21 protein-coding genes are annotated in these 24,531 nt (G+C 34.5%); 2 read left to right on the top strand and 19 right to left on the bottom strand.

What is annotated here, in order from left to right:
- Position 1: 1 nt before the first annotated feature.
- Positions 2-460: a hypothetical protein gene (locus HM987_RS08150; RefSeq protein ID WP_179006872.1), complete on the bottom strand. Its 459-nt coding sequence runs from the start codon at positions 458-460 to the stop codon at positions 2-4.
- Positions 457-2,316, bottom strand: a complete 1,860-nt coding sequence (locus HM987_RS08145) for a DNA topoisomerase IV subunit B (protein ID WP_179006870.1) — start codon at positions 2,314-2,316, stop codon at positions 457-459. Before HM987_RS08145 ends, HM987_RS08150 begins: the two co-directional genes overlap by 4 nt.
- Before the next feature lie 195 nt (positions 2,317-2,511).
- Here HM987_RS08145 and HM987_RS08140 point away from each other — a divergent pair, with 195 nt between their 5' ends.
- Positions 2,512-3,339, top strand: coding sequence for a phosphatase PAP2 family protein (locus HM987_RS08140; protein ID WP_179006868.1), 828 nt, complete (start codon positions 2,512-2,514; stop codon positions 3,337-3,339).
- Between the two features lie 223 nt (positions 3,340-3,562).
- Here HM987_RS08140 and HM987_RS08135 read toward each other — a convergent pair whose 3' ends face one another.
- The 14 genes from HM987_RS08135 to HM987_RS08070 all read right to left on the bottom strand — a co-directional run bounded on the left by HM987_RS08135 (position 3,563) and on the right by HM987_RS08070 (position 20,638).
- On the bottom strand, positions 3,563-4,459 hold the full coding sequence (locus HM987_RS08135) for a DMT family transporter (RefSeq protein WP_179006866.1): 897 nt from the start codon (positions 4,457-4,459) through the stop codon (positions 3,563-3,565).
- A gap of 43 nt (positions 4,460-4,502) precedes the next feature.
- A complete protein-coding gene (locus HM987_RS08130) occupies positions 4,503-4,979 on the bottom strand; it encodes an SRPBCC family protein (RefSeq protein WP_179006864.1) in 477 nt (158 codons plus the stop codon).
- A gap of 98 nt (positions 4,980-5,077) precedes the next feature.
- Positions 5,078-6,172 (bottom strand): redox-regulated ATPase YchF, encoded by a 1,095-nt coding sequence (gene ychF, locus HM987_RS08125; RefSeq protein ID WP_179006862.1) that lies wholly within the window; start codon positions 6,170-6,172, stop codon positions 5,078-5,080.
- 367 nt (positions 6,173-6,539) lie between these two features.
- On the bottom strand, positions 6,540-8,537 hold the full coding sequence (locus HM987_RS08120) for a DUF3857 domain-containing protein (protein ID WP_229724649.1): 1,998 nt from the start codon (positions 8,535-8,537) through the stop codon (positions 6,540-6,542).
- Positions 8,530-10,278 carry a transglutaminase-like domain-containing protein gene (locus HM987_RS08115; RefSeq protein ID WP_229724647.1) on the bottom strand — a complete coding sequence of 583 codons (1,749 nt, stop codon included), beginning with the start codon at positions 10,276-10,278 and terminating at the stop codon, positions 8,530-8,532. Before HM987_RS08115 ends, HM987_RS08120 begins: the two co-directional genes overlap by 8 nt.
- Positions 10,279-10,736: 458 nt before the next feature.
- Positions 10,737-12,833 (bottom strand): vWA domain-containing protein, encoded by a 2,097-nt coding sequence (locus HM987_RS08110; RefSeq protein ID WP_179006856.1) that lies wholly within the window; start codon positions 12,831-12,833, stop codon positions 10,737-10,739.
- 86 nt (positions 12,834-12,919) lie between these two features.
- Positions 12,920-14,005 carry an AMP-binding protein gene (locus HM987_RS08105; protein WP_179006854.1) on the bottom strand — a complete coding sequence of 362 codons (1,086 nt, stop codon included), beginning with the start codon at positions 14,003-14,005 and terminating at the stop codon, positions 12,920-12,922.
- 2 nt (positions 14,006-14,007) lie between these two features.
- Entirely contained in the window at positions 14,008-14,943 is a 936-nt protein-coding gene (locus HM987_RS08100; protein ID WP_179006852.1) for a CPBP family intramembrane glutamic endopeptidase, read from the bottom strand.
- Positions 14,944-15,978: an o-succinylbenzoate synthase gene (locus HM987_RS08095; protein WP_179006850.1), complete on the bottom strand. Its 1,035-nt coding sequence runs from the start codon at positions 15,976-15,978 to the stop codon at positions 14,944-14,946.
- Between the two features lie 122 nt (positions 15,979-16,100).
- The gene (locus HM987_RS08090) at positions 16,101-17,216 is read right to left on the bottom strand and encodes a DUF2914 domain-containing protein (protein WP_179006848.1); all 1,116 of its coding nucleotides are present in this window, start codon (positions 17,214-17,216) and stop codon (positions 16,101-16,103) included.
- 95 nt (positions 17,217-17,311) lie between these two features.
- Positions 17,312-18,133: an alpha/beta hydrolase gene (locus tag HM987_RS08085; RefSeq protein ID WP_179006846.1), complete on the bottom strand. Its 822-nt coding sequence runs from the start codon at positions 18,131-18,133 to the stop codon at positions 17,312-17,314.
- A 30-nt stretch (positions 18,134-18,163) separates the two neighbouring features.
- Positions 18,164-18,841: a metal-dependent hydrolase gene (locus HM987_RS08080; protein ID WP_179006844.1), complete on the bottom strand. Its 678-nt coding sequence runs from the start codon at positions 18,839-18,841 to the stop codon at positions 18,164-18,166.
- A gap of 36 nt (positions 18,842-18,877) precedes the next feature.
- Positions 18,878-19,783: a 1,4-dihydroxy-2-naphthoate octaprenyltransferase gene (gene menA / locus HM987_RS08075; RefSeq protein ID WP_179006842.1), complete on the bottom strand. Its 906-nt coding sequence runs from the start codon at positions 19,781-19,783 to the stop codon at positions 18,878-18,880.
- Between the two features lie 15 nt (positions 19,784-19,798).
- Positions 19,799-20,638, bottom strand: coding sequence for a 1,4-dihydroxy-2-naphthoyl-CoA synthase (locus HM987_RS08070; RefSeq protein ID WP_179006840.1), 840 nt, complete (start codon positions 20,636-20,638; stop codon positions 19,799-19,801).
- 121 nt (positions 20,639-20,759) lie between these two features.
- Between HM987_RS08070 and HM987_RS08065 the strand changes: the two genes are divergently transcribed.
- Positions 20,760-21,167 (top strand): hypothetical protein, encoded by a 408-nt coding sequence (locus HM987_RS08065; protein ID WP_179006838.1) that lies wholly within the window; start codon positions 20,760-20,762, stop codon positions 21,165-21,167.
- Positions 21,168-21,304: 137 nt separating this feature from the next.
- Here HM987_RS08065 and HM987_RS08060 read toward each other — a convergent pair whose 3' ends face one another.
- From HM987_RS08060 to menD, 3 genes are all read right to left on the bottom strand, one after another.
- A complete protein-coding gene (locus tag HM987_RS08060; protein ID WP_179006836.1) occupies positions 21,305-22,135 on the bottom strand; it encodes a CvfB family protein in 831 nt (276 codons plus the stop codon).
- A 113-nt stretch (positions 22,136-22,248) separates the two neighbouring features.
- Positions 22,249-22,590, bottom strand: a complete 342-nt coding sequence (locus tag HM987_RS08055; RefSeq protein WP_179006834.1) for a DUF2853 family protein — start codon at positions 22,588-22,590, stop codon at positions 22,249-22,251.
- Positions 22,591-22,695: 105 nt separating this feature from the next.
- A complete protein-coding gene (menD, locus tag HM987_RS08050) occupies positions 22,696-24,456 on the bottom strand; it encodes a 2-succinyl-5-enolpyruvyl-6-hydroxy-3-cyclohexene-1-carboxylate synthase (RefSeq protein WP_179006831.1) in 1,761 nt (586 codons plus the stop codon).
- Between the last annotated feature and the right edge of the window lie 75 nt (positions 24,457-24,531).

The raw sequence follows: 24,531 nt of genomic DNA, 5'->3' as shown, positions 1-24,531 counted from the left end.
CTTATTTATTTTCTTTTATAATCTTTCTTAAAGATTGCTTGACGTACCTTAATTTTTTTTTCTTTAAAAGCGTAATATTGAATTTCTTTGTATAATGCTTTCCTTCGCTGTTTTTAATGGTCACAATCAAAATTTTATATACCAATAATTTACGAATTTTAAAACCGACTAAATTTTGTTTATCTATTTCAACTTTTTCTTCTCTATAATTGAGATAATCCGTGAGGATTAAACCACTATTGGTGATGACCAGTTTTGAACCATCACTATCATATTCAAAATATCTGGCCACAAAATGAACTGTAACCACCGCAACTAACAAGCCAATAAACACAAACAATGAACTCCCTTCAAAAATTCGAAATGATTTGAATACCGTTGTCAATAAAATAGCCGCTACCACCAATAAAAAATAAATAGAAATTATGGTGCTCTTGATATTTCTGTTATCGGTTCTCATACGGACTCTTCAACCACATCTAATTCAACTTTAAGGTTGTCAATGATAAACTCTTGACGCGTCGGTGTATTTTTTCCCATATAGAAAGACAATAACTCTTCAATGGACATGTCCTTATCTAACATCACAGGATCCAACCGTATATCTTCCCCAATAAAATGTACAAATTCATCTGGTGAAATCTCACCTAAACCTTTGAATCTAGTGATCTCTGGTTTGGGTTTTAGTTTTTCCAAAGCCTCTCTGCGTTCCTCTTCAGAATAACAGTAAATCGTCTCTTTTTTATTTCGGACCCTAAACAAAGGCGTTTGTAGAATATATAAATGCCCTTCTTTAATGACTTCAGGAAAGAATTGTAGAAAAAATGTAATCAACAATAAGCGAATATGCATCCCATCAACATCAGCATCTGTGGCGATTACAACGTTATTGTATCGCAAATCCTCAAGGGATTCTTCAATATTTAAAGCGGCTTGAAGCAGATTAAATTCTTCATTTTCATAAACAATCTTTTTACTTAAACCGTAACAATTCAATGGCTTCCCTTTTAAACTAAAAACAGCTTGTGTATTGACGTCCCTTGACTTAGTAATACTACCAGAAGCGGAATCTCCCTCTGTAATGAACAACGTGGTATCTAAGTAACGTTCATTTTTAGTATCGCCGAAATGTACTCTGCAGTCGCGCAGTTTCTTATTGTGAAGACTAGCTTTCTTTGCCCTGTCTTTTGCTAATTTCCGTATGCCTGATAATTCTTTACGTTCGCGTTCGGCTTGAAGAATTTTACGCTGGATTTTTTCTGCCGTATCGGGATTTTTATGTAAAAAGTTGTCAAGGTATTTTTTTACGAAATCATTGATATAAGTTCTAACCGTTGGCAAATCGCCTCCCATATCTGTTGAACCCAATTTGGTTTTGGTCTGACTTTCAAAAACAGGTTCCATAACTTTGATGGCAATGGCAGAAACGACCGATTTTCTTACATCAGAAGCATCATAGTTTTTACCATAAAATTCTCGAATCGTCTTAACCAAAGATTCCCTGAAAGCGGCTAAATGCGTTCCGCCTTGAGTGGTGTTTTGTCCATTGACAAAGGAATGGTATTCTTCGCTATATTGTGTTTTACTATGCGTAATGGCGACTTCAATATCATCACCTTTAAGATGTATAATGGGATACAGCATATCGGATTCATTAATATTTTCAGATAATAAATCCTTTAAACCATTTTCACTAAAATATTTTTCGCCATTAAAAACTATGGTCAATCCAGGATTTAGATAGACATAATTTTTAAGCATTTTAACGATGTATTCGTTTCTATACTTATAATTTTTGAAAATGACTTCATCTGGAACAAAAGACACCTTGGTTCCTTTTCGTCGAGATGTGTCATCCAATAACTCTTCATTGGTAAGATTTCCTTGTTCAAATTCAGCTGAAGCCGATTTATTATCTCTTGTAGATTCCACTCTAAAATACGAGGACAAGGCATTGACTGCTTTTGTACCTACACCATTTAAACCTACCGATTTTTTAAAGGCTTTGGAGTCGTACTTTCCGCCTGTATTCATCTTGGATACGACATCGACCACTTTTCCTAGAGGAATTCCACGACCGTAATCCCGAACAATCACACGTTCGCCGTGGACAGAGATTTCAATGGTCTTGCCTGCTCCCATGACGTATTCATCAATGGAATTATCCAAAACTTCTTTCAAAAGAATATAAATGCCGTCATCTGGAGATGATCCATCACCTAATTTCCCGATATACATTCCAGGTCGCATTCGGATGTGTTCTTTCCAATCGAGTGAACGTATATTATCTTCGGTATAGTTAGACTGTTCTGACATAAAAATAGATGAGATTATTGCTGAAAGGCTAATATAAGACTATAGCTTAAAAAATGAAATATGCTTTTAACAAAGTAATTAACAATAGCACTTAATAACTGCCTTAAAACCCTAAACAGTGTAAAAGCGTTAATATCTATCGCTTTTGGACACTTAATATTCTATCTAATCAATAATTTTGTCCAAAAAATATACATGAAAATCCTATTTGCCTCCTTTTTTATCGCATTGTTTAGTCTGCCTAGTTTAGCCCAACAAAAATCTACTTCGCCATACGAGTGGAAATGGAAACGTGATGGTATATGGACAGGTGCTGGATTAGGAGCCAGTTACCTTGGACTATCCCTTATTAGAAACAAAGACGATCTTACACCAGCCGAATTTCAAAACGTGTTAGACAAACAAGATAATATTAATTTTCTAGACCGTTGGGCAGTAGGCAATAACTCTGAAAAAGCCAGCGAAATCAGTGATATCCCATTTGCATTGTCGTTTGCTGCGCCATTCGTCTTGCTTTTTGACGATGAAGTTAATGACCATACAGGTCAAGTTCTTGGTATTTATTTAGAAAGCATGGCTACGACTGGAGCTTTATATAGTATTACTGCCGGTTTGGTAAATCGAAGCAGACCTTATGTATATTCTGAAGAAAATTCATTAGACCGAAGAACATCCAATAATGGGCAGCGCTCTTTTTATTCTGGTCATGTGGCCGCAACAGCAACAGCAACCTTTTTTGCAGCAAAAGCGTTTCAAGATTTTAACCCAGATTCTGCTGGCATACCTTATGTATGGGCTGGAGCCGCAATTTTACCTGCAGCCGTAGGTTATTTAAGGATAGAAGCAGGTCAACACTTTTTAACTGATGTCCTTTTAGGTTATGGCTTGGGTGCTTTGGCTGGCTATTATATTCCCGAACTTCATAAGCGCAAAGATGATTTGAATTTAGGACTGACTCCAGTTATGGGTAGAACGCGATTTGGAGATACTTACCAAGCACTAAGTTTGAATTACACGTTTTAACAATGTTGTTTTATAAAAGACGATAGATCGCTGCGCTTATAGAATCAAGAGCATAGACTAAGTTTTAACTAGCTGAAAAAACAGGATTAAAATCATTATTCGATTTGTGTTCTTCATAAATTGTAAAAAAGGTAAGGTACCTTAAGTTAAATACGCTCAAAACCCAATAAATCTAGACCTTAAAGACACATTGAAAATTTTAATAGACACAAATGTTTTAGAATTATGAATTCCTACTTTTTGAAACCAATAAAATTCCTGAAATCACGATCAACGTTCCAATAATTTGAAGCATCGTAAGACTTTCATTTAAAAATATTACTGCCAGTACAATGGTAGAAATCGGCCCAATACCTGCTACAACGGCGAAATTTGACGAATTGATTAATTTAATGGATATGGACACCAAAAATGAAGGAATCACTGTAGCGAAAATAGCAATGGCTAAACCTAGCATATAGACTTGCCAAGGAAAATTAAAAATATCCGTTTTTGAGACCATTCCAAAATGAACAAACACGCAAACACAAGATACCAACATCGCATAAGCTGTAAATCGCATGACGCCAAATTTTGGAATCAACCAACCGCTTCCCACTAAGTAAGAGGCATAAGTTATAGCACTAAGCAACACAAAAAAGCCTCCTAAAAATGCGTCATTCCCAGTGATTGACACTTCACTTCCAAACGTCATAACAATTCCGATATAGGTTATTAATATGGCCAATTTCTGTACCTTAGTTATCGCTTTTTTCAGAAACCATTTATTGAAGACTAACACAATGGTTGGATAAATAAAAAGAATAATGCGTTCTAAGCTCGCTTTAATATAAGTTAAGCCTACAAAATCGAAATAACTTGCCAAATAATAACCTACAAACCCAAAAAAAACCAACCATAGATAGTCCTTACGGTTAGTAGTGTCTTTCTTTTCGTTTCTATAGAAATAAGCGATCGCCATATAAAATGGAAACGCAAATAGCATTCTCAACAACAGGATACTGAGTGCATCAATGTTGTACCTATAGGCTAATTTTACCATTACCGCCTTTGAGGAAAATAAGACAATACCCAAAATACCAATTAGAATTCCGTAAATGAACGTTGGCTTCGATTTCATACCGTGAAATTAAGCGGGTTATTTTAATTTGAATTTGTAAAATTTAAGAATTACGATGTTCAAGCGTGGTTATTTCCTCAGCTTTAAGTCGTAAGTAGTCGTTTCTTACGGTCAGTAATTTTTTCATGTACCATTTTAGAAAAAGAACATTTGCTAATTTTCCTAGAATGCCAAAAGGTGATTGAAAGTGGAATTTGTCAACTATTAAAGTTTCCCCATTCTGGTTCTTAAAAATATGTTCGTGCTTAAAAGATTTAAAAGCACCTGAAACCATTTCGTCCACGAAATAAGTTGGAGATTCAAATTCAGTAATCTTTGAGGTAAGTTTTTGCTTAATGCCAAAATGAGTCGCTTCCCAAGTCACCGTTTCATTTAAGCCAATTAATCCTGACGTTTTCCCAGCAATAGCTTTTTCGTTAGAGTGACTTAAAGACGCTTGGTGAAAATCGATATTTCGAGCTAAATCAAAACAGGTTTTTAAATCTGCTTTGATAAAGGTTTTGATTTCGATTTTAGGCATTTTATTTTCAATATGAGATTGCCACCTCCTTCGTCATTTCGACAGCGCTCAGTGTGACAACTCGCAATTAAAGCGTGTGTCTTTATTCTTGATTCTATTTACACATTAAACAAGAAATGCATCACATCACCATCCTTAACGATGTAATTCTTCCCTTCTACCCGCATTTTTCCAGCTTCTTTTACTTTAGCTTCGCTTCCATAGTGTACGTAATCATCGTAAGCAATCACTTCTGCTCTAATGAAGCCTTTTTCAAAATCGGTATGAATGACGCCAGCAGCCTGTGGTCCTGTGGCACCAACATTGACGGTCCATGCTCTAACCTCTTTAACACCAGCGGTAAAATAAGTTTGTTGGTTCAATAACTTATAAGCTGATCTAATTAATTTTGCCGAACCCGGTTCTTCCAAACCTATATCAGCCAAAAACATTTGGCGCTCTTCGTAATCGTCCAATTCATTGATATCGGCTTCTGTACCAACCGCCAAAACCAACACTTCAGCGTTTTCGTCTTTTACTGCCTCACGTACTTTTTCTACATAGGCATTTCCAGTCGTTGCCGCACCTTCATCCACATTACAAACATACATGACTGGTTTGTCCGTAATAAACTGTGAAGGTTTTACAAACTCTTCATAATCTTCTTCTGAAAATTCCAAAGCTCTTACCGAAATTCCGGCTTCTAAATTTTCTTTTATTTTTAATAGAATGGCTTCTTCTTTCTGCGCTTCTTTATTACCGGTTTTGGCAGCACGCTTAACTTTGTCCAACTTCTTTTCAGTCGTTTCCAAATCTTTAAGTTGCAATTCCATGTCTATGGTTTCCTTATCTCTAATAGGATTTATAGAACCATCAACATGGACAATATTTTCATTATCAAAACAACGCAACACATGCAAAATAGCATCGGTCTCCCTAATATTCGCCAAGAATTGATTTCCTAATCCCTCACCTTTAGAAGCGCCTTTTACCAAACCTGCAATATCCACAATCTCTACCGTTGCTGGCATCACACGTTCTGGTTTTACCAATTCCTCTAATTTTTGAAGTCTAGGATCTGGTACATTGACCACTCCAATATTAGGTTCTATTGTACAAAACGGAAAGTTGGCACTTTGCGCTTTAGCATTGGATAAACAGTTAAATAAGGTTGACTTTCCTACGTTTGGTAATCCTACGATTCCTGCTTTCATCGAAAAACTTGTTTTTCATTCCCACGAAAGTGGGAAACTTGTTAATTAAATTTAAAATCAAATCCTTCTGAATTCTTCCGTGTGAGAAGGATTAAGGATGGGATTTTTGAGAGTGCAAATATAGGTTTTCCTATTGATATCTATCAAAACTGAAACTTAAAAAACATCATATTGAGAATGGTTAGAATTATAGTTATAAAAACCAGGGCTAATAGGACTGTTAATGTACAACCTAAGTATTTCCAAAATCCTTCGTAACCTTTATTTTCTTCTGCCATAAATAGTCATGTAAATATTCCAATACAAAGACTTAGGTTTCATATGAGGTAAAAATGAATGAAATTCTTAAACATTCAGAATTAATAAATTATTTAGTCTTTAATTTTACAATCAATCTTTTGTTTTTCGCATTTTTTACCTGTTCATTCAATGTTTTTAAGTCTTCAAACTGTTCTTTGGGAATTAAATTGTTTAAGACTCTATAGTGTGACTGAATGTTCAGTTGATTATCATGATTCTTTTTTAACTTAAAAGCGTATTCACCAAAACCACTTTCAAAATCTACATTGCTATCCTCAATACCTAATACTTCTATGGCGCATGGAAATTCTAGATTAAATGTTAAAATATCGGAATAACTATAATCCAAATAATAGCTGAGTTTAGAATTATCAGAACTACTCTCTAGCTCTCTGTGTTGGATTAGTTTGTCAATAGAAACACTCACGAGACTGTCATTAAGAAATGTCACAGCATTATTTAAGGTGCCTTCAGCACTCAAGGTATAAGAAAATGGCCTGTCATTGCTTAAAATTCTGCTGGTCACTGTATCAATTTGGATGGTATTGTCATCACCTTCAAACTCAATCAGAGAATCGTAATAGTTACTTGCCTCTTCATTTTCGTTAAGCATGTTAAAAAAAGACCTTAACTCGGTTGACATACCTCCCGAAACTTTAAATCTATATTTGAAAATAGTTGTTTTCTTTTTAATATCTACCTTGCTGTAAATCGATTGATTGATATAATTATGATTATAATTCATTCCTGGTAAATTGATGACTTCCACAGCTACGGAATCAACTTCAGCTAGTTCAAGATCTCTATCAATAAACTTGTCTTTCCGCTTCTTTTTTTCATTAAAATAAGGTTTGACTAAAACAGCTTCCGTATCATATAGTTGTGTTGGGATTTCATCAACTTGATACATAAAAAAATCCTCATGAGGATATAAAAAATTTAAATGGCCTTTTTCATTTTCATAAGCAAAAAATATATGACCAAATTCACCTTTTCTAATTAAGTGCATATCTATTGGCCCAAGGCGTTTTTCTCTACCAAATACAGCCCAGTAATCTATTTCCAGATCCTCCAATATCTGCCTATAAAACCTTCTAATGCTCAACGGATCAAATCTTTGCTCCTTCAAAAAATAGCCAGTGGATTTTATTAACTCACTTTCTTTAACTTGCTGCATTTTAAAGTTAGTTAATACTTCATTGTGCAAAAGTTTTAGCTGATAAAATTTAGAGCTGTCTTTAGCCGTTCCTAGAACTCTACGTTTCCATCTTTTGTAGTAAGAGGACCGTTCATAATCCAATGACATTGGCTGTGTAAGAAAATTAAACTCAATATTATATACATCCTTCCAAGTTTTTAATTCACTATCGCTATTTTCTAGCGCATAATACAAGTAAGGCTTTTCACAGGGTAAACAGTTAAGGTCATTTTTTACAATCCCTTTTAATTTATCCATAGAGAACTGTAAATAAATCATGGAGTCATTAGCAACAACAGCTGGCTCAGGAAAATTGTTATAAGGTTTGTAGCGCACAATTAAATCCTTACCTGTTTTTACAGTGTACTGGGAGTTAATACTTGGCAAATCTGAGTATAGATCCACATAACCCATTAGCTCTGATTCTTGCAAATACTTCGTATAAACGTAATTTGTCTCAATAGTATCACCTGGTTCTACTGCAGGAATAGGATAGTTAATGACTCCAAATTTTTCTCTTTTAGAACTTCTTTTAAATACTAAACTTGAATCTAGTTCTACAACTGATCCATTTGCTTTCAGCGTTTTAATTTTAATTTTCTTCAAGTGATTGCTCACATATTCGCTCAAATTTAAAAAAGCATAATCCTCTACCCCTTTCGTAGTATTTACAACCAATTTACTATTTACAGAAATATACATCTTGTACCTTGACCAGCTTTTAGAGTAAGTAACGTCTGTATAAGAATGTAAATAATACGCATCTGAATTTTCACAAAGCGTTAAAAAAGGATCTTCTATTTTGACTTCTGAAGACTTGAGACTGTAAAAAAGTAAACTTAAGCATATTACAATTAAACTAGCCATTGTGTTTTTTGAGAACAATTGGTTCATTAATTATATTTTTAAATGAATTTAATATTTTATTGATGGTATCGATATTTTCTTTTTCTGTGAGTATATGGTCAAAAACAAAACTATATTGACATTCAATTACAGAATCCGAAATAGCACTGATCATAACACGCAGTGATAGACCATCTCCTTTGTGATAATGCTCTATAGTTTCAAATGTTTCAATAGGCTCATTTAAACTGATTTTAGCAGTTAGTATTTTTTTAAACGTATTTCCTATATAAGTACCCTCTATAAGTGTTTCTCTACTCTCAGGGTCTATAAGTCTCGGTAAAAAATCGATAAATAAGTACCTATTTGATTCATCACTAAAAGTCTTACCTTTTATAGAAATATCACCTTTAAAATTCAGTCCTTTTGACGAATCAGTATAGTCTAAGTTTGATATTTGTTGGTTACCTAAAACTTCTTCAAGAAATCTGTGGCTAAATACATTAAAATCCATTTGGCCTTCAATATCTAGAATACGTCTTAAATAATTACTCGATATTCCTTTATAATCGATTTGAAATGCACCTTCAACAATATCATTATCTGAATTGATTTTTAAATCCAGTTGATAATTAATTATATTTTGCTCAGGTTTAAACCGATTTACTTTATAAAATGAGCCACCTTCAGAATTTACTATTAAAATAGTTCGATCTTGCAAGCTTTGTACAGGCGTTCCCTGCAGGTGTATAGGGTCAGTTGGATCTAATAATATCTTTTCATCATTAATATAGGCAACACAAATAACATGATTGGCAGAACTTAAAGACGGAAAATCACAATCGCTTATATGGTCGAAAGTAGCCGCTAAAGCAAGATCACACTCAATACCTTTGTATCGTAAGGCTTCTGATAAAAAATTCGAAAGATCCTTACAATCGCCTTGCTTGTTTAAATAAACGCTATTGACATGTGAAGGAATAAATGCACCCATACCAATTTCTATGGCTACATATTTAAAATTACGTCTTACATAGTCATAAATTATATTCACAATTTCTGACGCATCGGTAACATTCAAAGTCAATGCATCTAGTTTTTCTTTTACAGTTGTATTTAAACCTTTCTGTGGTAACACACTCTTTAAATACCAATCGTTCATATACTTAGCGGGAAGCCCTTCAAATGAATTTGGTATAATCAAAGTTCGCATTAATGGAACTTTCATGTTTTTGTAAATACCGAAAAATTGCAGCGGATCTGGTTCTACTTTTTTCGGAGCAACTTTTAGTTTCAATAGGACGTCATTCTCTGTTTTTGTGGAGTCTATGGAATAAAATGATAATGAATCTTTATAAATTGTATTATGTGTTATTCCAAATTCATTCGGAACTTTTATTTGGTATTCCAAAGTGTCTATCTGATTATAGGAGAATAGCGGCAGACTTGATAAATACATAAGTTCATTGCAAGAGACTAAATAGGTCAACTGTACTTTTTTTTCCGCTGGAATAACAACAGATTTTATCTTTTTACTTGTTATATAATCTAAGTTTACTTCTTCGTCAATAGTTTCTAAGTATAATTTTTTTAAGCGTTTACCTTTCTGCTCAAAAAGCTTAATATCTGATAAAAGCTCTAATTCGGTATCATAAAAAATAGGATAAACGCGTGGTGCATCATTTTCTTCGAAACTAATTGCGATTTTTCTTATAAAGGTAGAATCCTTTTGAATTGAAATTTGTTCTGATCTCAATTTCAAGTGCGTGTCTTGCGCAGTCCCTACTGAATAAATACCTATAATTATAAGTAAAATCCAAAACCTAAAAAGACTATTCATAAATGGGACAAGTAATTTAGAGAGCTAATTTATAAAGTGCAATATAAATTTTATTTGATTTTGTTATCAACAATTCCTGATTTTTTATCATTTTTTACTCAGAATTAATATACATAAACGACAAATAGTGTAAATCAAACTTAACCTAAAAGCATTTCTATTCCTATGCTCTTAGTAACACTGTTTTATTTATTAGTTCTTACTTTTAATACACACTAATTTACTTATAAGTTAGAAATCATGAAGATAAGTTACATCATAAAAAAAAATCCAAAGCCATAAACTCAGGATTCCTTTTTTATTAAAAGTTACAGGAACAATCAAATACCCAAATGCTCCAATAGTTATGTTATAAACCCCGTAACTGAAAACACTTCCCTTTACTTCAAACTATCATAAGATTTCACCAACCTCATAAATTCAGCTCTATAACCATCTGTATCAGCTCCTCTTCCACTTTCGGCCAATTCAATCACTTTAGAAGTTGAGGCGTTGTTGAAATATTTTGAGTTTCGTAATTGCATACCGAATAGTGCCACAGCTGATGCGAAATTCATATCCTCAGAAGCATCTGTTAATTCTGTATTTTGAATATGAACCATTTCAATACTGGTATCTTCATTCGGCTTTTTATATCTAAATTTTACCGTGAACAATTCATCTTCGTAATTTGAGGACACTTCTGATTGGGTATATTTTAAATCTGGTATGGCGTTAAGATAGTCACTTTTTATACCAACCGGAATGACTTCATACAATGCCGTAACCGTATGTCCACTACCCAATTCGCCCGCATCTTTGGTGTCATCTATAAAATCTTCATCGGCTAGTAATCTGTTTTCATAGCCTATTAAGCGATACGCTTGCACTTTTTTAGGATTGAATTCTACTTGAATCTTTACATCTTTGGCAATCGTAAAAAGTGTACCGCCAAACTCCTTTCCAAATACCTTTTGTGCTTCTTGCATATTATCAATATAGGCATGGTTGCCATTGCCCTTATCGGCCAGGGTTTCTAATTTTGAATCTTTATAGTTCCCATAGCCGAACCCTAAAACCGATAAAAACACGCCAGATTTGCGTTTTTCCTCAATTAAGGTTTGCATCGCTTTATCACTCGAAGCGCCAACATTAAAATCGCCATCTGTGGCCAAAATGACACGATTATTCCCATTCTTTTTAAAGTTGTTTTCTGCTAATTTGTAAGCCAATTTAATACCTTCACCTCCAGCTGTAGAACCGCCGGAATTCAAATGATCCAAAGCTGCCAAAATGGTTTCTTTTTCGTTTCCAGAGGTTGGTTCTAAAACCACGCCTGCTGCTCCAGCATACACCACAATAGAGACATTGTCTTTTTCTCTTAATTGATTTACCAACAGTTTAAAAGCACTTTTTAACAACGGCAATTTATTTTGCGAACCCATAGAGCCCGACACATCAATTAAGAACGTTAAGTTAGATGCTGGCAACTGATCATTTTCATAGCTTTTGCCTTGCAGCCCAATTCTCACCAACTGCGTGTCTTTGTGCCATGGTGTTTCAACCACTTCGGTATTAATGGAAAAAGGATGCTGGTCGGTAGGTTGTGGATACTTATAGTTGAAATAATTTACCATTTCTTCAAGTTTTACAGCATCTGGTGGAATGGTTTCTCCATTGTTAATCATGCGTCTTACATTTGAATACCCTGCTTTATCTACGTCAATTGAGAAGGTTGATAAAGGCGACATCGCTGTGCTTTCAAAATTATTTTCAGTAATGTTTGCATAATCCTCATCATTCTGAATACGATAATTTCCTTTTTTAGTGGTAATCACAATACAACCGTCTTTTGCTGAGTTTCCAAATGTGTTAATGGCTTCAGAAGACTTGTAAACATTGACACTATCAATAGTATCAGGATCTAATTGCTCTATTAAAGTATTATAACTTTTCTGAACTGGGATTCCATCTACAATATATAATACGTTTGAAATGTTAGATTTGGTAGTGCCTTTAATTTTAATACCAGAAACTTGACCAGCAAGTTGATTGGAAATTTTATTGTGGACTCGTTTCCGCGCTTGGTTTTTTAATTGTGATTTACTGGTTTGCTCGTATTCCACACTGACCACAGAAACTGCACCTGTAAAAGCTCTTTTTTTTGTAACAGCATATCCGGTAACCACTACTTCATCCAGACTATTGCTATCAGTTTCCAAAACCACATCAATGGTTGAAACGCTTCCAATTTCAACTTCTGTGGTTATGTAACCTATATAACTAAAAACGAGAATATCTCCCGAATTTGCTTGAAGGCTGTATTTACCATCAAAATCCGTTTGAGTTCCTTTAGAGTTGCCTTTGATAAAAATATTTACGCCTGGCAATGGCAAGGCGTCATCCGCTGTCGTTACAATTCCTGAGATTGTTTTTTCTTGGGCTTGTATCTGCCATGACGACAACACAAGAGCTAAAATAAGTACTAGATTTTTCATAATAGTTGATTTATAAGTTTACGTAAACCTATAAACAACTACCATAATGTAAAACCTACAATGAGTGAAGTATCTGTTTGAATGAGTTAACTACCCAAAACTGCCTTTATCGTTTTTTTACGTTGAATTTTTCCGTTTACGGTTTCAGAGAATTTATCCACACTATAGATTTTCTTTGGCACTTCAAACTTATCCAAAGTCTTTAATTCTTTAATAGCCGTTAGAATCTCTTCGTTAGAATTTGTTGGTTTTTCAACAATAAGAATCAATTTTTCGCCTAAGGTGGCATCGTCTTCGCCCGCGATAATAAAGCGTTGCTTAATGGCTGGCTGTAGCTTATCCTCTATCTGTTCTGGAAATAATTTAACACCACCAGAATTTACGACGTTGTCAAAACGACCTAAAAGTTTAAAGCTGGTTTCTGACTTTAAATCGACGATATCGTTAGTGATTAATGCTTGCTTAACCAATTTTGGAGCGTGAATGATTAGACAATTTCTGTCGTCTTGCTCAAACTTCACATTTTCTAAGGCACTGAAATAAGGCTCTCTTTCTCCAGATTTGGATTCTAATCGCCTTAGGGCCACATGTGTTACGGTTTCCGTCATCCCATAGGTTTCATAAAATTTAGACTCACAGCCTTTTATTTTTTCTATTAAAGGTTTTGTGACCTTAGAACCACCAACAATGATGGTTTTTATATTCTGAATATGATTAATGGTCTGTTTTAATTGCAATGGAATCATGGCACAGAAATCGTATTTTTTTTCATAATCAAAATCAGGTTGCGCTGCTGGCTCAACAAAATCTATTTCCAAACCTAAGACCAAAGCACGGACAAACATCATCTTACCAGCAATAAAATGACTTGGTAAACAATGCAAGGCTTTATCGCCTGGCTCCAGTCCAAAGAAATTACCAGTGGCAATGGCAGAATTAACCATAGCCTGTTTCTTTAGTTTAATTTGCTTAGGGTAACCTGTAGAACCCGAAGTATTTACGATTAAAAAATCTTTACTGTTTAGCCAATCTATTAGAAAATCTCCCGTTATTTTTTCATAAGGTTTTCCTTCCTTTATAAGACTATAAGCTACTTCTTTTAATTCTTCATGACTAAAATGAAGTCCGTTAAATTTAAACCGGTTATGTACTTTTTCGTAAGTTGGTGTCATAATTACTCTATTATTTTATAATCTTCTTTTGGTGGTTCGGTTACCTTGCCAAATAATTTATCTTTCCAATTGGTCCATCCGTATTTTTTTGAAAGTATAAGCAGCATTATTGGGTAAACGACCAAGACTGGTAATAAGATTTCTGAAATTGCGCCTAACTCAGGTTCAGACGTATCTTTAAAAAGCGCATCTGTTTGCAAGGCTGTCCAATCTGCTGTTACTAATAACGAGGCAATAAGATTATTACCTAAGTGAAAGCCCAAGGCTAACTCTAAACCTTCATCCATCAACGTCATGATGCCCAATAACAAACCTGTTCCTACATAAAACGTCATCATCTGCCAAAACCCAATCGCTCCAACTTCTGGGTTTGCACTGTGTGCTATACCAAATAAAACAGAAGTTAAAATTAAAGGAAACCATTTATTTTTCACCAATACACCGACATTTTGCATCAAATAACCTCTAAATAAATATTCTTCCAAACCTATTTGAAATGGAAATAGAATAATACTGATCACAAAAAGCACCGCAAATTTAACAGCATCAAATTGAAACACAATGTTCGATGAGTCAATGGAATACATGATGAAAAATGTGGCAATAGTGTATATGGTTATCATTGAGAATGAGAACAAAATCCGTCCAAAATCAACTTTATGTCGCGTTGTTGTTAGTGACAATATGCTCCTTTGATGCACAAACTTTACTAAAATGAATAAAAGCCCTAACAAAAAGGCAAAGGGTATGAGGTTTATGATTAATGATATATTTGGTGGAATCTGTTTCATTAAATCATAAGCCATCTCCAAATCTGCAGGATCCGCAAATAAAAAGTAAATAAAATTGCCAATAAAGATACCTGCCACCAAAATGGTGGTTAATATAAACATCCAAAGTTCGCGCTGTCCTTTGTAGGCTTGTTGTATATAATTCATCTATAAATTAAATTTCCAGGGTTGTTTTAAATCGTATCGCAAAGTACCATTTTTTACTTTTAATGGCGAAGAAAAATTGTTAGTATATAAACTTCCTGTACCTAAACCTTGTGGCATTTTGTTTTTTAAGGTGTAGGTCCATTGTGAAATAGCATTTAAGCCCACATTACTTTCCAATGCACTTGTTATCCACCAATTGATAGTTAAGTTTTCTGCACTATCAATCCATTGTTGACTTCCAGAAAACCCACCAACTAAACTTGGTTTTAAAATAATATATTGTGGTTTAATCGTTTGGAGCACGTCTTGCTTATCGCCTTTAGAAAACACACCGATCAATTCTTCATCTAACGCAATTGGCAAAGGTGTGATGTCACAAAGTTTTGCCATCTCCTCAAATTGCTTTGGTTTAATGGGCTGTTCTATGGAATGTAATTGGTAATCTGAAAGTTCTTTTAATTTTTCCAAAGCATCTTCTGGTGAAAAAGCACCATTGGCATCTACACGTAATTCTATATCTGAAACTGAAAACTCTCGTCGTATTGATTTTAGAATATTTAATTCTGTTTGAAAGTCTATTGCTCCAATTTTTAATTTAATGCAATCGAATCCTGCTTCAATTTTTTCCTTGATTTGCTTTCGCATAAAATCTTCAGCCCCCATCCAAACCAAACCGTTTATAGGAATGGCATCTTCTCCTTTTGTGAAATCTGAAGGAAATAATTGAAATGGATCTTCACTTTCTAAGGATTTAAAGGCGGTTTCCAATCCAAATTGAATACTTGGGAATGCAACGAGTTCATTTAAAAGCGCCTCTAAACCAGAATTAATGTTTTCGCAAACCCACTTCAGTTTCGCTTCATAATCTGGTCTATCATCGATGGACAACCCTCTTAAAATCCCACATTCGCCTACACCAACTTTATCATCAAATTTTAACTTTATAAACCACGTTTCCTTTGTGGTCATCACACCTCTCGATGTGCCACTTGGTCGCTTAAAGTCTAAACTATATTTATGGTAAGTTGCTTTCATAAGTAAAACCAAAAATAGCTAATTATTTTTGGATTTTAATGACGTATTTTTTAGCGAATAGTTTCGCTGTTAACGCTCAACTACAACAGGCATTAGCATACTCAAAATCGAAGTGATAATTATTAGAATTTCTTTTCAACCAAATTTGAAGGATTGCTTGAATTATTCATGATAATTTCAAAATCTATAACACCAATAATTAATTCTTCTTCTGTAATGACCTCTACTTTCCATAAGCCATTCTTCACATTGTTTTTATACGTGTAACCGCGATACCCATCATCTCTCCCACCAGCGATCTCATAACCTATATCCTCCACAACTTCCCATTCCTCTAAATCATCATTATACCAATTCCAGCGGTGAAGGATTGATTTTTCTATTTGTGTTGGTGCAAAAATAGAGGTGAAAATATATACGGCTTCGTTTGGTTTGGCATGAAATTTTAATTGATGTTCTCGCCAAAACTTATACCATTCTTCTTTTTCATAACTAACAATATATTTATTGTTCTGGACTGTGACATGATGTGCTACAACACCATTTTGAAGCGCAAGCGGTACAGGTGGAATCAGATTAAAAATATAGAACAAATTAATGATCACGTAAAGCCCAAGGACAATTCCAATAATTTTACCAAACTTCACTTCGGCTCTTGTACTCGGACTTTTTCGGTAAACGACGATTATTAGTAACAGCGTCAAAACCAAACTTACAATACCCGATAAAATAAATATCCGTGTACTCATTTGCTTAATAATCACAGGAATCATGAATGAGAAGAACGTAAAGCTTATAAAAAAGTACACGCTAAATTGTAAATACTTATTGGATATTCTTTTTTTGAGCAACTCATTGGCAAAAAGTAAGACCAATAAAATGATAAAAAAGGACATCGTTTTTGATAGGGAAACACTTCTAGAAAAATAAATGACATAAGCACTAGACAGCGCACCGAAGAAAAATTGAATAGCTAGTGGGAAATAAACTTTGTACCGATCTAGAAACCCTATTCTCCCTTTAACATCATCGGCTATATTAAAGAGGTAAAGTGTAATGGTTAACAATGTCATGTGAGAGCACAAAACGACCATGTCATATAAGCGATCTACACGACCTAGCGTTAAGGTATCGAAAATAAATCCACCAATAAAGAAAAAAACGGGTGCATATTTTTCATGTTTCCCAATGAATCTGCGTAAAGCACTATTTCTAAATTTAACTAATGTTCTTTTCATAAAAGATTTGGTAGGCGGAAGAATTAAGAATTAAGAATTAAGAATTAAGAATTAAGAAAAGCTAAAAATCTATTTTAAAAACTCTTGACGAAATTTTAATTTTTCTCAACATTCAATATCCAAGTCAATGCTTTTTCCTTAGTGGCTCTAAAAATAGTATTATGTTGTTCGTTGGGTTCGTCTGAATATTTCCAGATCAATTGCTCTGGCGCTTCGTTTTCTAAAGTTTTTGCGAGATTATTGGTGTGCACAGAAATATCCTCAGCATCAGAACCTGCAAACCAAAGTTTGATTTTTTTATCTGTAAAATTGTCTAAATAACGTGTTGCGTTTCGTTCTAAATAATGATCATTCCACCATAACGATGGATCCATAGCGACATAAAAATCGAACGTATCTGGTTTAAGAAAAAAAGTTTCCATGACAAATAAACCCGCTAAGGATTCGCCAATAATTCCTTTTTCATCAGTGGTTCTATAGTTTTTATTGATTTCTGGCATTAATTCGTCAGTAATAAAAGCGCGGAATTTTTTTGCTCCATCGGTTAATGGACAATATTGCTCATCTTCCTTAACATCAGACGGTCCAGACAAGTCTTTTCTCCGATCTGTATTCTCAATACCAACTAAAATCATTGGTGGAATACTTTTATTCTCGACCAATTTAGCAACTGTATTCGCAATGTGCGGAAAATCCTCTTGCACAATACCTCCATCTGGCATATACAAAACCGGCAAAGCATCATTACTGGATTTATAATTTGTTGGTGTCCATACATTAATGACCCTTGTTTCATTTACTATTTTTGAATCGATTGTAAAGTCATCATGTTGTGGTACTGGATCATTGTATTGTGTTGTGTTTTTGCAACTTAGCATCACAAGGCATAGTAATAAAAAGCCAAGAGCTTTCTTCATGTTTTATACTTTAAAAATTGAATGTTAATTTTATAATTCCATACTTGCGCCAATCTCCAACAACATCAAATCCTTGTCTTTATCGTAGAATTTACGCTTGGCTTCTTCATGATCGATTTCAATATAGCCAAAGGTATCAAAATGACAACCTAATATTTTATCGCAATCGATAAAATCGCTAGCTATAATGGCATCTTCTATTCCCATAGTAAAATTATCGCCAATTGGTAAAATCGCCAAATCGAGTTTGGTTTGCATCGGAATGAGTTTCATATCCATGGTCAAAGCCGTATCACCAGCAATATAAATGGTTTTGTGCTCCCCTTCAATAATGAATCCGCCAGGTTGTCCGCCATAACTACCATCTGGAAATGAAGAGGTATGAATGGCATTAACGTATTTAACATTCCCAAATTCAAAATCCCAAGAACCACCATGATTCATTGGGTGACCCTCCAAATCTTTTTCTTGAAAATGGTTTACGATTTCATAATTAGAAACAATAACAGCTCCAGTACGTTTGGCAATAGCTTCCACATCTAGAATATGATCTTGATGTGCATGGGTTACCAAAATATAATCAGCTTTTAAAGTCTCAATGTCTATTTCTGAAGCGTTTTCGTTTCCTGTGATAAAAGGGTCGACTAAAATATGGATATCCTTAATTTGAATGCCAAATGTAGCATGGCCATAGAATGTGATTTTCATGTTGAATAAATTTTAAAACGTTTATACCTTTTAAATTTAATACAAAATATAACCAATACCTAATAGGATCGAAAACAGAAATGTGGAGAGTGCCAAAACCTTTAGCTGACTGTCAAAATCAGTGGGTTGCACCGCTGCTTTAATCTTTTTAAGGTGAATGAACAAAGGGACAAATGCCAATACATACATAAAATTGTACGGTTCAACATAATATAATATTGAAAATACGACCGTAATCACCATAGCGCCAACTATAAGAACAAAATGATAGTTCTTGGCTCTCGCCATGCCTAGCTTTACGGCTAATGTAATTTTACCAGCATTGGCGTCGGATTGGATGTCTCTCATGTTGTTTAAATTCAACACACCAACACTCAACAAGCCTAATGCTATTGCTGGAAGCACAATCACATGATCTAAAGTATGCATATAAAGAAAGTAACTTCCCACAGTACTTAGCAAGCCGAAAAATATAAATACAAACACATCGCCCAGTGCACGATAGCCATAAGGCGAGTCGCCCATGGTATAATTTAAAGCGGCATAAACCGAAAAGCCTCCTAGAATCATGAAAAGTAAAATATAAAGAAAATTACCTGTGCCAAAAGCCGCCCAAAGAAGCGCTAAGGTCAATACGATTACAATAAGAATATTATGTCTTATGGCATTAAACATTTCATCTGGTGTAATCTCACCACTTTGTATCGCTCTTAGTGGACCGACACGTTCGTCATTGTCCGTGCCCTTTATGCCGTCTCCATAATCATTGGCTAAATTAGATAAGACCTGTAAACTTATTGTAGTTAATATAGCCAAAACCAAAACCCAAGGATTAAAGTGACCATTATAATAAGCAAAACAACTACCAAGAATAATTCCGGAAACAGAAAGTGGCAACGTTCTTAAGCGCATGGCAGAAAGCCACGGTTTAATTTTCTTCATTTAAATGGCTTTAAATTATGGAATCCATTTTTTAGGAAAGTTAGGCTTTCTTTTTTCGAGAAAAGCGTCTCTTCCTTCTTTAGCCTCATCGGTCATGTATGCTAAACGTGTGGCCTCCCCTGCAAATACCTGTTGCCCGACCATACCATCATCGGTAAGGTTCATAGCAAATTTCAGCATTTTTATGGAGGTCGGAGATTTTGCCAATATTTCTTGAGCCCACTCGTAAGCAGTTGCTTCTAATTCGTCATGAGGAACCACAGCGTTGACCATTCCCATATCAAAGGCTTCTTGCGCCGAATAGTTTCTTCCCAAGAAAAATATTTCCCTTGCTCTTTTCTGTCCAACCATTTTTGCCAAATAAGCAGATCCGTAACCACCATCAAAACTGGTTACATCGGCATCGGTTTGCTTAAAAATAGCATGTTCTTTGCTCGCTAAGGTAAGATCGCAAACCACATGTAGACTATGGCCTCCACCAACTGCCCAACCTGGAACCACAGCAATCACTGCTTTTGGCATAAAACGAATGAGGCGTTGAACTTCTAAAATATTTAAGCGATGGTAACCATCTTCTCCAACATAACCTTGGTGTCCTCTCGCTTTTTGATCGCCTCCAGAACAAAAGCTCCAAATACCATCTTTGGTCGAAGGCCCTTCGGCACTTAAAAGCACCACTCCAATATTCACATCTTCACCTGCATCATAAAACGCATCGTAAAGTTCTGATGTTGTTTTTGGCCTAAATGCATTTCTTATATCTGGTCTGTTAAATGCAATCCTAGCAACGCCATTGCATTTTTGGTATGTTATATCTTCGTAAGACTTCGCAACCTTCCAATCTATAGAGCTCATTCTTTAATATTTTGACCACAAAAATAAGGAATTAATAGTAATGCCCTAAAGGTAATTTTTTGTTTGATTTTCTTATATGAAAGCCTATATTTGCCCTTTTTATTTTAAGCCCTAAATTAAAATGATTAATGTCCTTGACTCATTAAGTAATGAGTACCATTCACATCAAACTAATATCGGTAACATCTATTTTTTTGAAAACTACGTCATCACAAACTTTGATGAAGGTGTTGACATAAACTATGAAAACTTTGATGAAGTTGAACGACTTATAAATCGCCATTTTAAAGAAAAACCATTTGGTTTTATTGCCAACAGAAGCCATTCCTATTCCATTAATTTAACTGATGCCCCATTATTCAATAAGGCATTTCCAAACTTGAAGGCCTACGCAATAATTGTGTATAACTCATTGACTGAAAGAGTATTTGAGATAGAAAATCATTTCTTCACCTATAATAGAAAAGCGTTTAAAGATATTGATGATGCCATTTGTTGGGTGGAAGAAAATCTACCATTGAATAAGTAGTCTACATAACACATCATTACATACACCAAATCAGAAATTGGCGTTACCATCTTCGTTTAGCACGTTGCGATTATACAATTTGTGAAAGTCAAAGTATAGACACGATCTATTATGGGGTAAAAAAAATATTCGAATCCTTAAACTAACCGAATACCATCCGCTTCAATTGTGATTTGGCGCTCTTTATAAAGAGTGCCAATCGCTTTTTTGAAACTTTTTTTACTCATTTGAAGTTGATTTTTTATGTCTTCAGGATTCGATTTATCATGAAGCGGAATAAAGCCTCCATTATCATGCAGTTCATTTAAAATATGTTCTGCATTGGGTTCAATATTTCTATAACCAATTTGATTGAGGGAAATATCCAATTTATGATCTGGTCGTACTTTTTTAACGATGCCTTTCAATCTGTCTCCTACACTAATATCTTTGTAAATATCATCATTAAAAACGAGGCCCAAATGTGTTTTATTGACAATCACATTCATTCCCAATTCTGAAGGATGCGAAACAATTAAATCAACTTCGTCAAATTGGGCAACGGTTAATTCTTTATTATCCAAAAACTGATTGGTTTTACTCGACGCCACTAAACGTTCGGTTTCTTCATCTAAATAGCAATACACTAAATACCATCCTCCTGCTTTCATTTTAAACGCCTGTTCCTTAAAAGGACAGAACAACTCCTTTACCAAACCCCAATCTAAGAATGCACCATAATCCGTAACTTGGTTACAACGTAATAAAGCAAAATCACCTTTTTTAATATACGGCTGGTCAGTAGTTGCCACAGGACGTTCTTCATTATCCAGATAAACAAAAACTTCAATATTATCACCGATTTCAAATACTTTTGGCACATAGCGATTAGGCAAAAGCACCTCTCCTTCATTGCCGTCACCTAAAAACAAGCCAGGTTCAGTATCTCTTAAAATTTCCAGTGTATTGTATTCGCCTAAGTTTATCATGTTGCAAAGGTAGGAATAAGTTATAAATTCTAATTGAAAAGTTATGAGTTAGATTCATGAAAAAAGACCCTTCTTAATTAGAAAGGGCCTTGTCTTTTTATTGAATTATATGCTTACGAGTAAACAGATTCTTTATTGAAGTGTTTAGTCAATAAGTAATACACCACGACTCTATATTTAGTTCTGTTAGATCTGCCGTATTTATCCATAACCGCATCAATAGCTTTATCTAAATCCGCTCCTTCCTTTAATCCCAATTTCTTGATTAAGAAATTATTTTTTACTGTCGCTAATTCTTTCTCATCTGAACCAGAAACCGTAGAAGAATCCGAATTGTAAATGGATGGTCCTAAACCTACTGTTACTTTAGTCAATAAATCCATATCGGCAGTTACACCACATTTCTCTTTTAAATCCGCTGCGTACTTTTCTATTAAATCGTCTCTTTTACTCATTTTTATAGGTGTTTTTAAGTTAAAAAATTAGTGTCCTTAAAGATATGTAATTTTTAGAAACACTAAAAATGAAAAAGTTAAATATTTGCAGGAATTCTCCTAAACCTATTTTAAATATTTAAAATAATCCAATAGAATTTGGTCGTTACTTCGCGCTGGTGTAAATATCTCTAACAATTTTGGCCGTTCTGAGAGTTTATAAAATGCATCTAATTGCTGATGTAATTCTGTTTGGTCTTTAGCAACTGTATAATCAAAACCATACATCTCACATAATTGTTTGGCATTCAATTGATGTTTGGTTTCAAAAAAAGTATCAAAATTCTCTGTGTTTTTGTGGCCTGGAAGAATTCGGAAAATACCACCTCCTTCATTGTTCACCACAATTATTCTGAAAGTATTTGGGATATAATTGTTCCATAGTGCATTACTATCGTAAAAGAAACTTAAATCACCTGTAATAAATGTAGTTTGCTTTTCGTTGGCCACTGCAGCACCAATGGCTGTGCTGGTGCTACCATCAATACCACTTGTCCCTCTATTACAAAACACCTCAATACTTTTGGGTATTTTAAATAACTGGGTATAGCGTATCGCAGAACTATTTCCAACTTGCAATTGGCTGTTTTTCGGAATACGCTTTAAAACGGAATTAAATACCGTAAAATCCGAAAATGGAAGTGTTTCTAAATACTCAGCCTGTAATTTTCGTCTTTTTTGTCGCACTGCTAACCAAGTCGCTTTATAATTACTTTTTGTGTGGTGCGTAACTTGTGGTAAAAATGCAGATAAAAACGTATTGGGACGTAATTTAATATGTTTATCCAAACTGAAAAAAGTGTCGTTTGCCTTAGATAAACTAACATGCCAATGATGTTCTGGTTTGTAAGCTCTTAGGAACGCTTTGATTTTTTTGGAAACAATTAAACCCCCAAAAGTGAGTAAAACCTCTGGTTGAAGCGCTTTAAAATCAGTTTCATCTAAAGGTGCAATTATTTTATCAATGCCAGGAAAAAAATCTTGATGGTGCAAATTTGACGTTGTTTCGGTAAACACAATGATGCTGTCATCATCTGCTATTTCTTGTATCCATTGTTTTTCAATGGCATTGGGTTGCAACGCGCCAACCAAAATCAGCTTGCGCTTTGCATTATGCCAAACATCGATTAAGCTCTTAATTTCAAATTCATCTACTTTTTCTTGTCGCGTTTGAATTTTGTACGGTTTCGGGTTTATCGCTAATTCTTCAACTGTTTCATACAAGGGTTCATCAAAAGGGCAATTGATATGAACTGGCCCTAAATTTAATTTTGCGATGGTAAGGGCATCATGGATTTCAGATTCATTGTAGGTTTGAATATCTTTTTGAAGCCCTAAGAACCGTTCCAATTTATTCTCAATACTTTTAATAATTGGTAATTCGCTTGCTAAATATGCACTTTCGGTTTCTTTTAAATCGAGTTTTAAATTTGCGCTGTAGAGCACATGCTCTCCATATACATTTTTTTGTTTGATAGTTTGTCCGTCGCCAATATCTATTAAATGTTTCGGTCTATCGGCAGACAAAACTACTAAAGGAATATGACTATAATAAGCCTCTGCTAATGCAGGATAATAATTTAATAATGCGCTACCAGACGTACAAACTACAGCAACCGGTTCTTGTAATTGCTGGGCAATACCTAAAGCGAAAAATGCAGCACATCGTTCATCTACAATACTATAACAATTAAAAAAATCATCATGAGTAAAACCAATGGTCAATGGTGCGTTTCTGCTGCCAGGTGATATAACAATATGCTTTACATTATGAGTTTTACATAATGTAACTACAGTTTGCGACAACGGTATTTTTGAGTACTTCATATAAGTACAAAACTACCTAATAAATTGGGCTAAAAAAAATATGATTATATCAAAAATTGAGTCCCTTAAAATTGC

It is taken from the genome of Winogradskyella forsetii (assembly GCF_013394595.1).
Taxonomy (GTDB): Bacteria; Bacteroidota; Bacteroidia; order Flavobacteriales; family Flavobacteriaceae; genus Winogradskyella; species Winogradskyella forsetii.
Note: the sequence above shows the minus strand (reverse complement) of the source record. Positions and strands in the feature narration are given on the sequence as shown.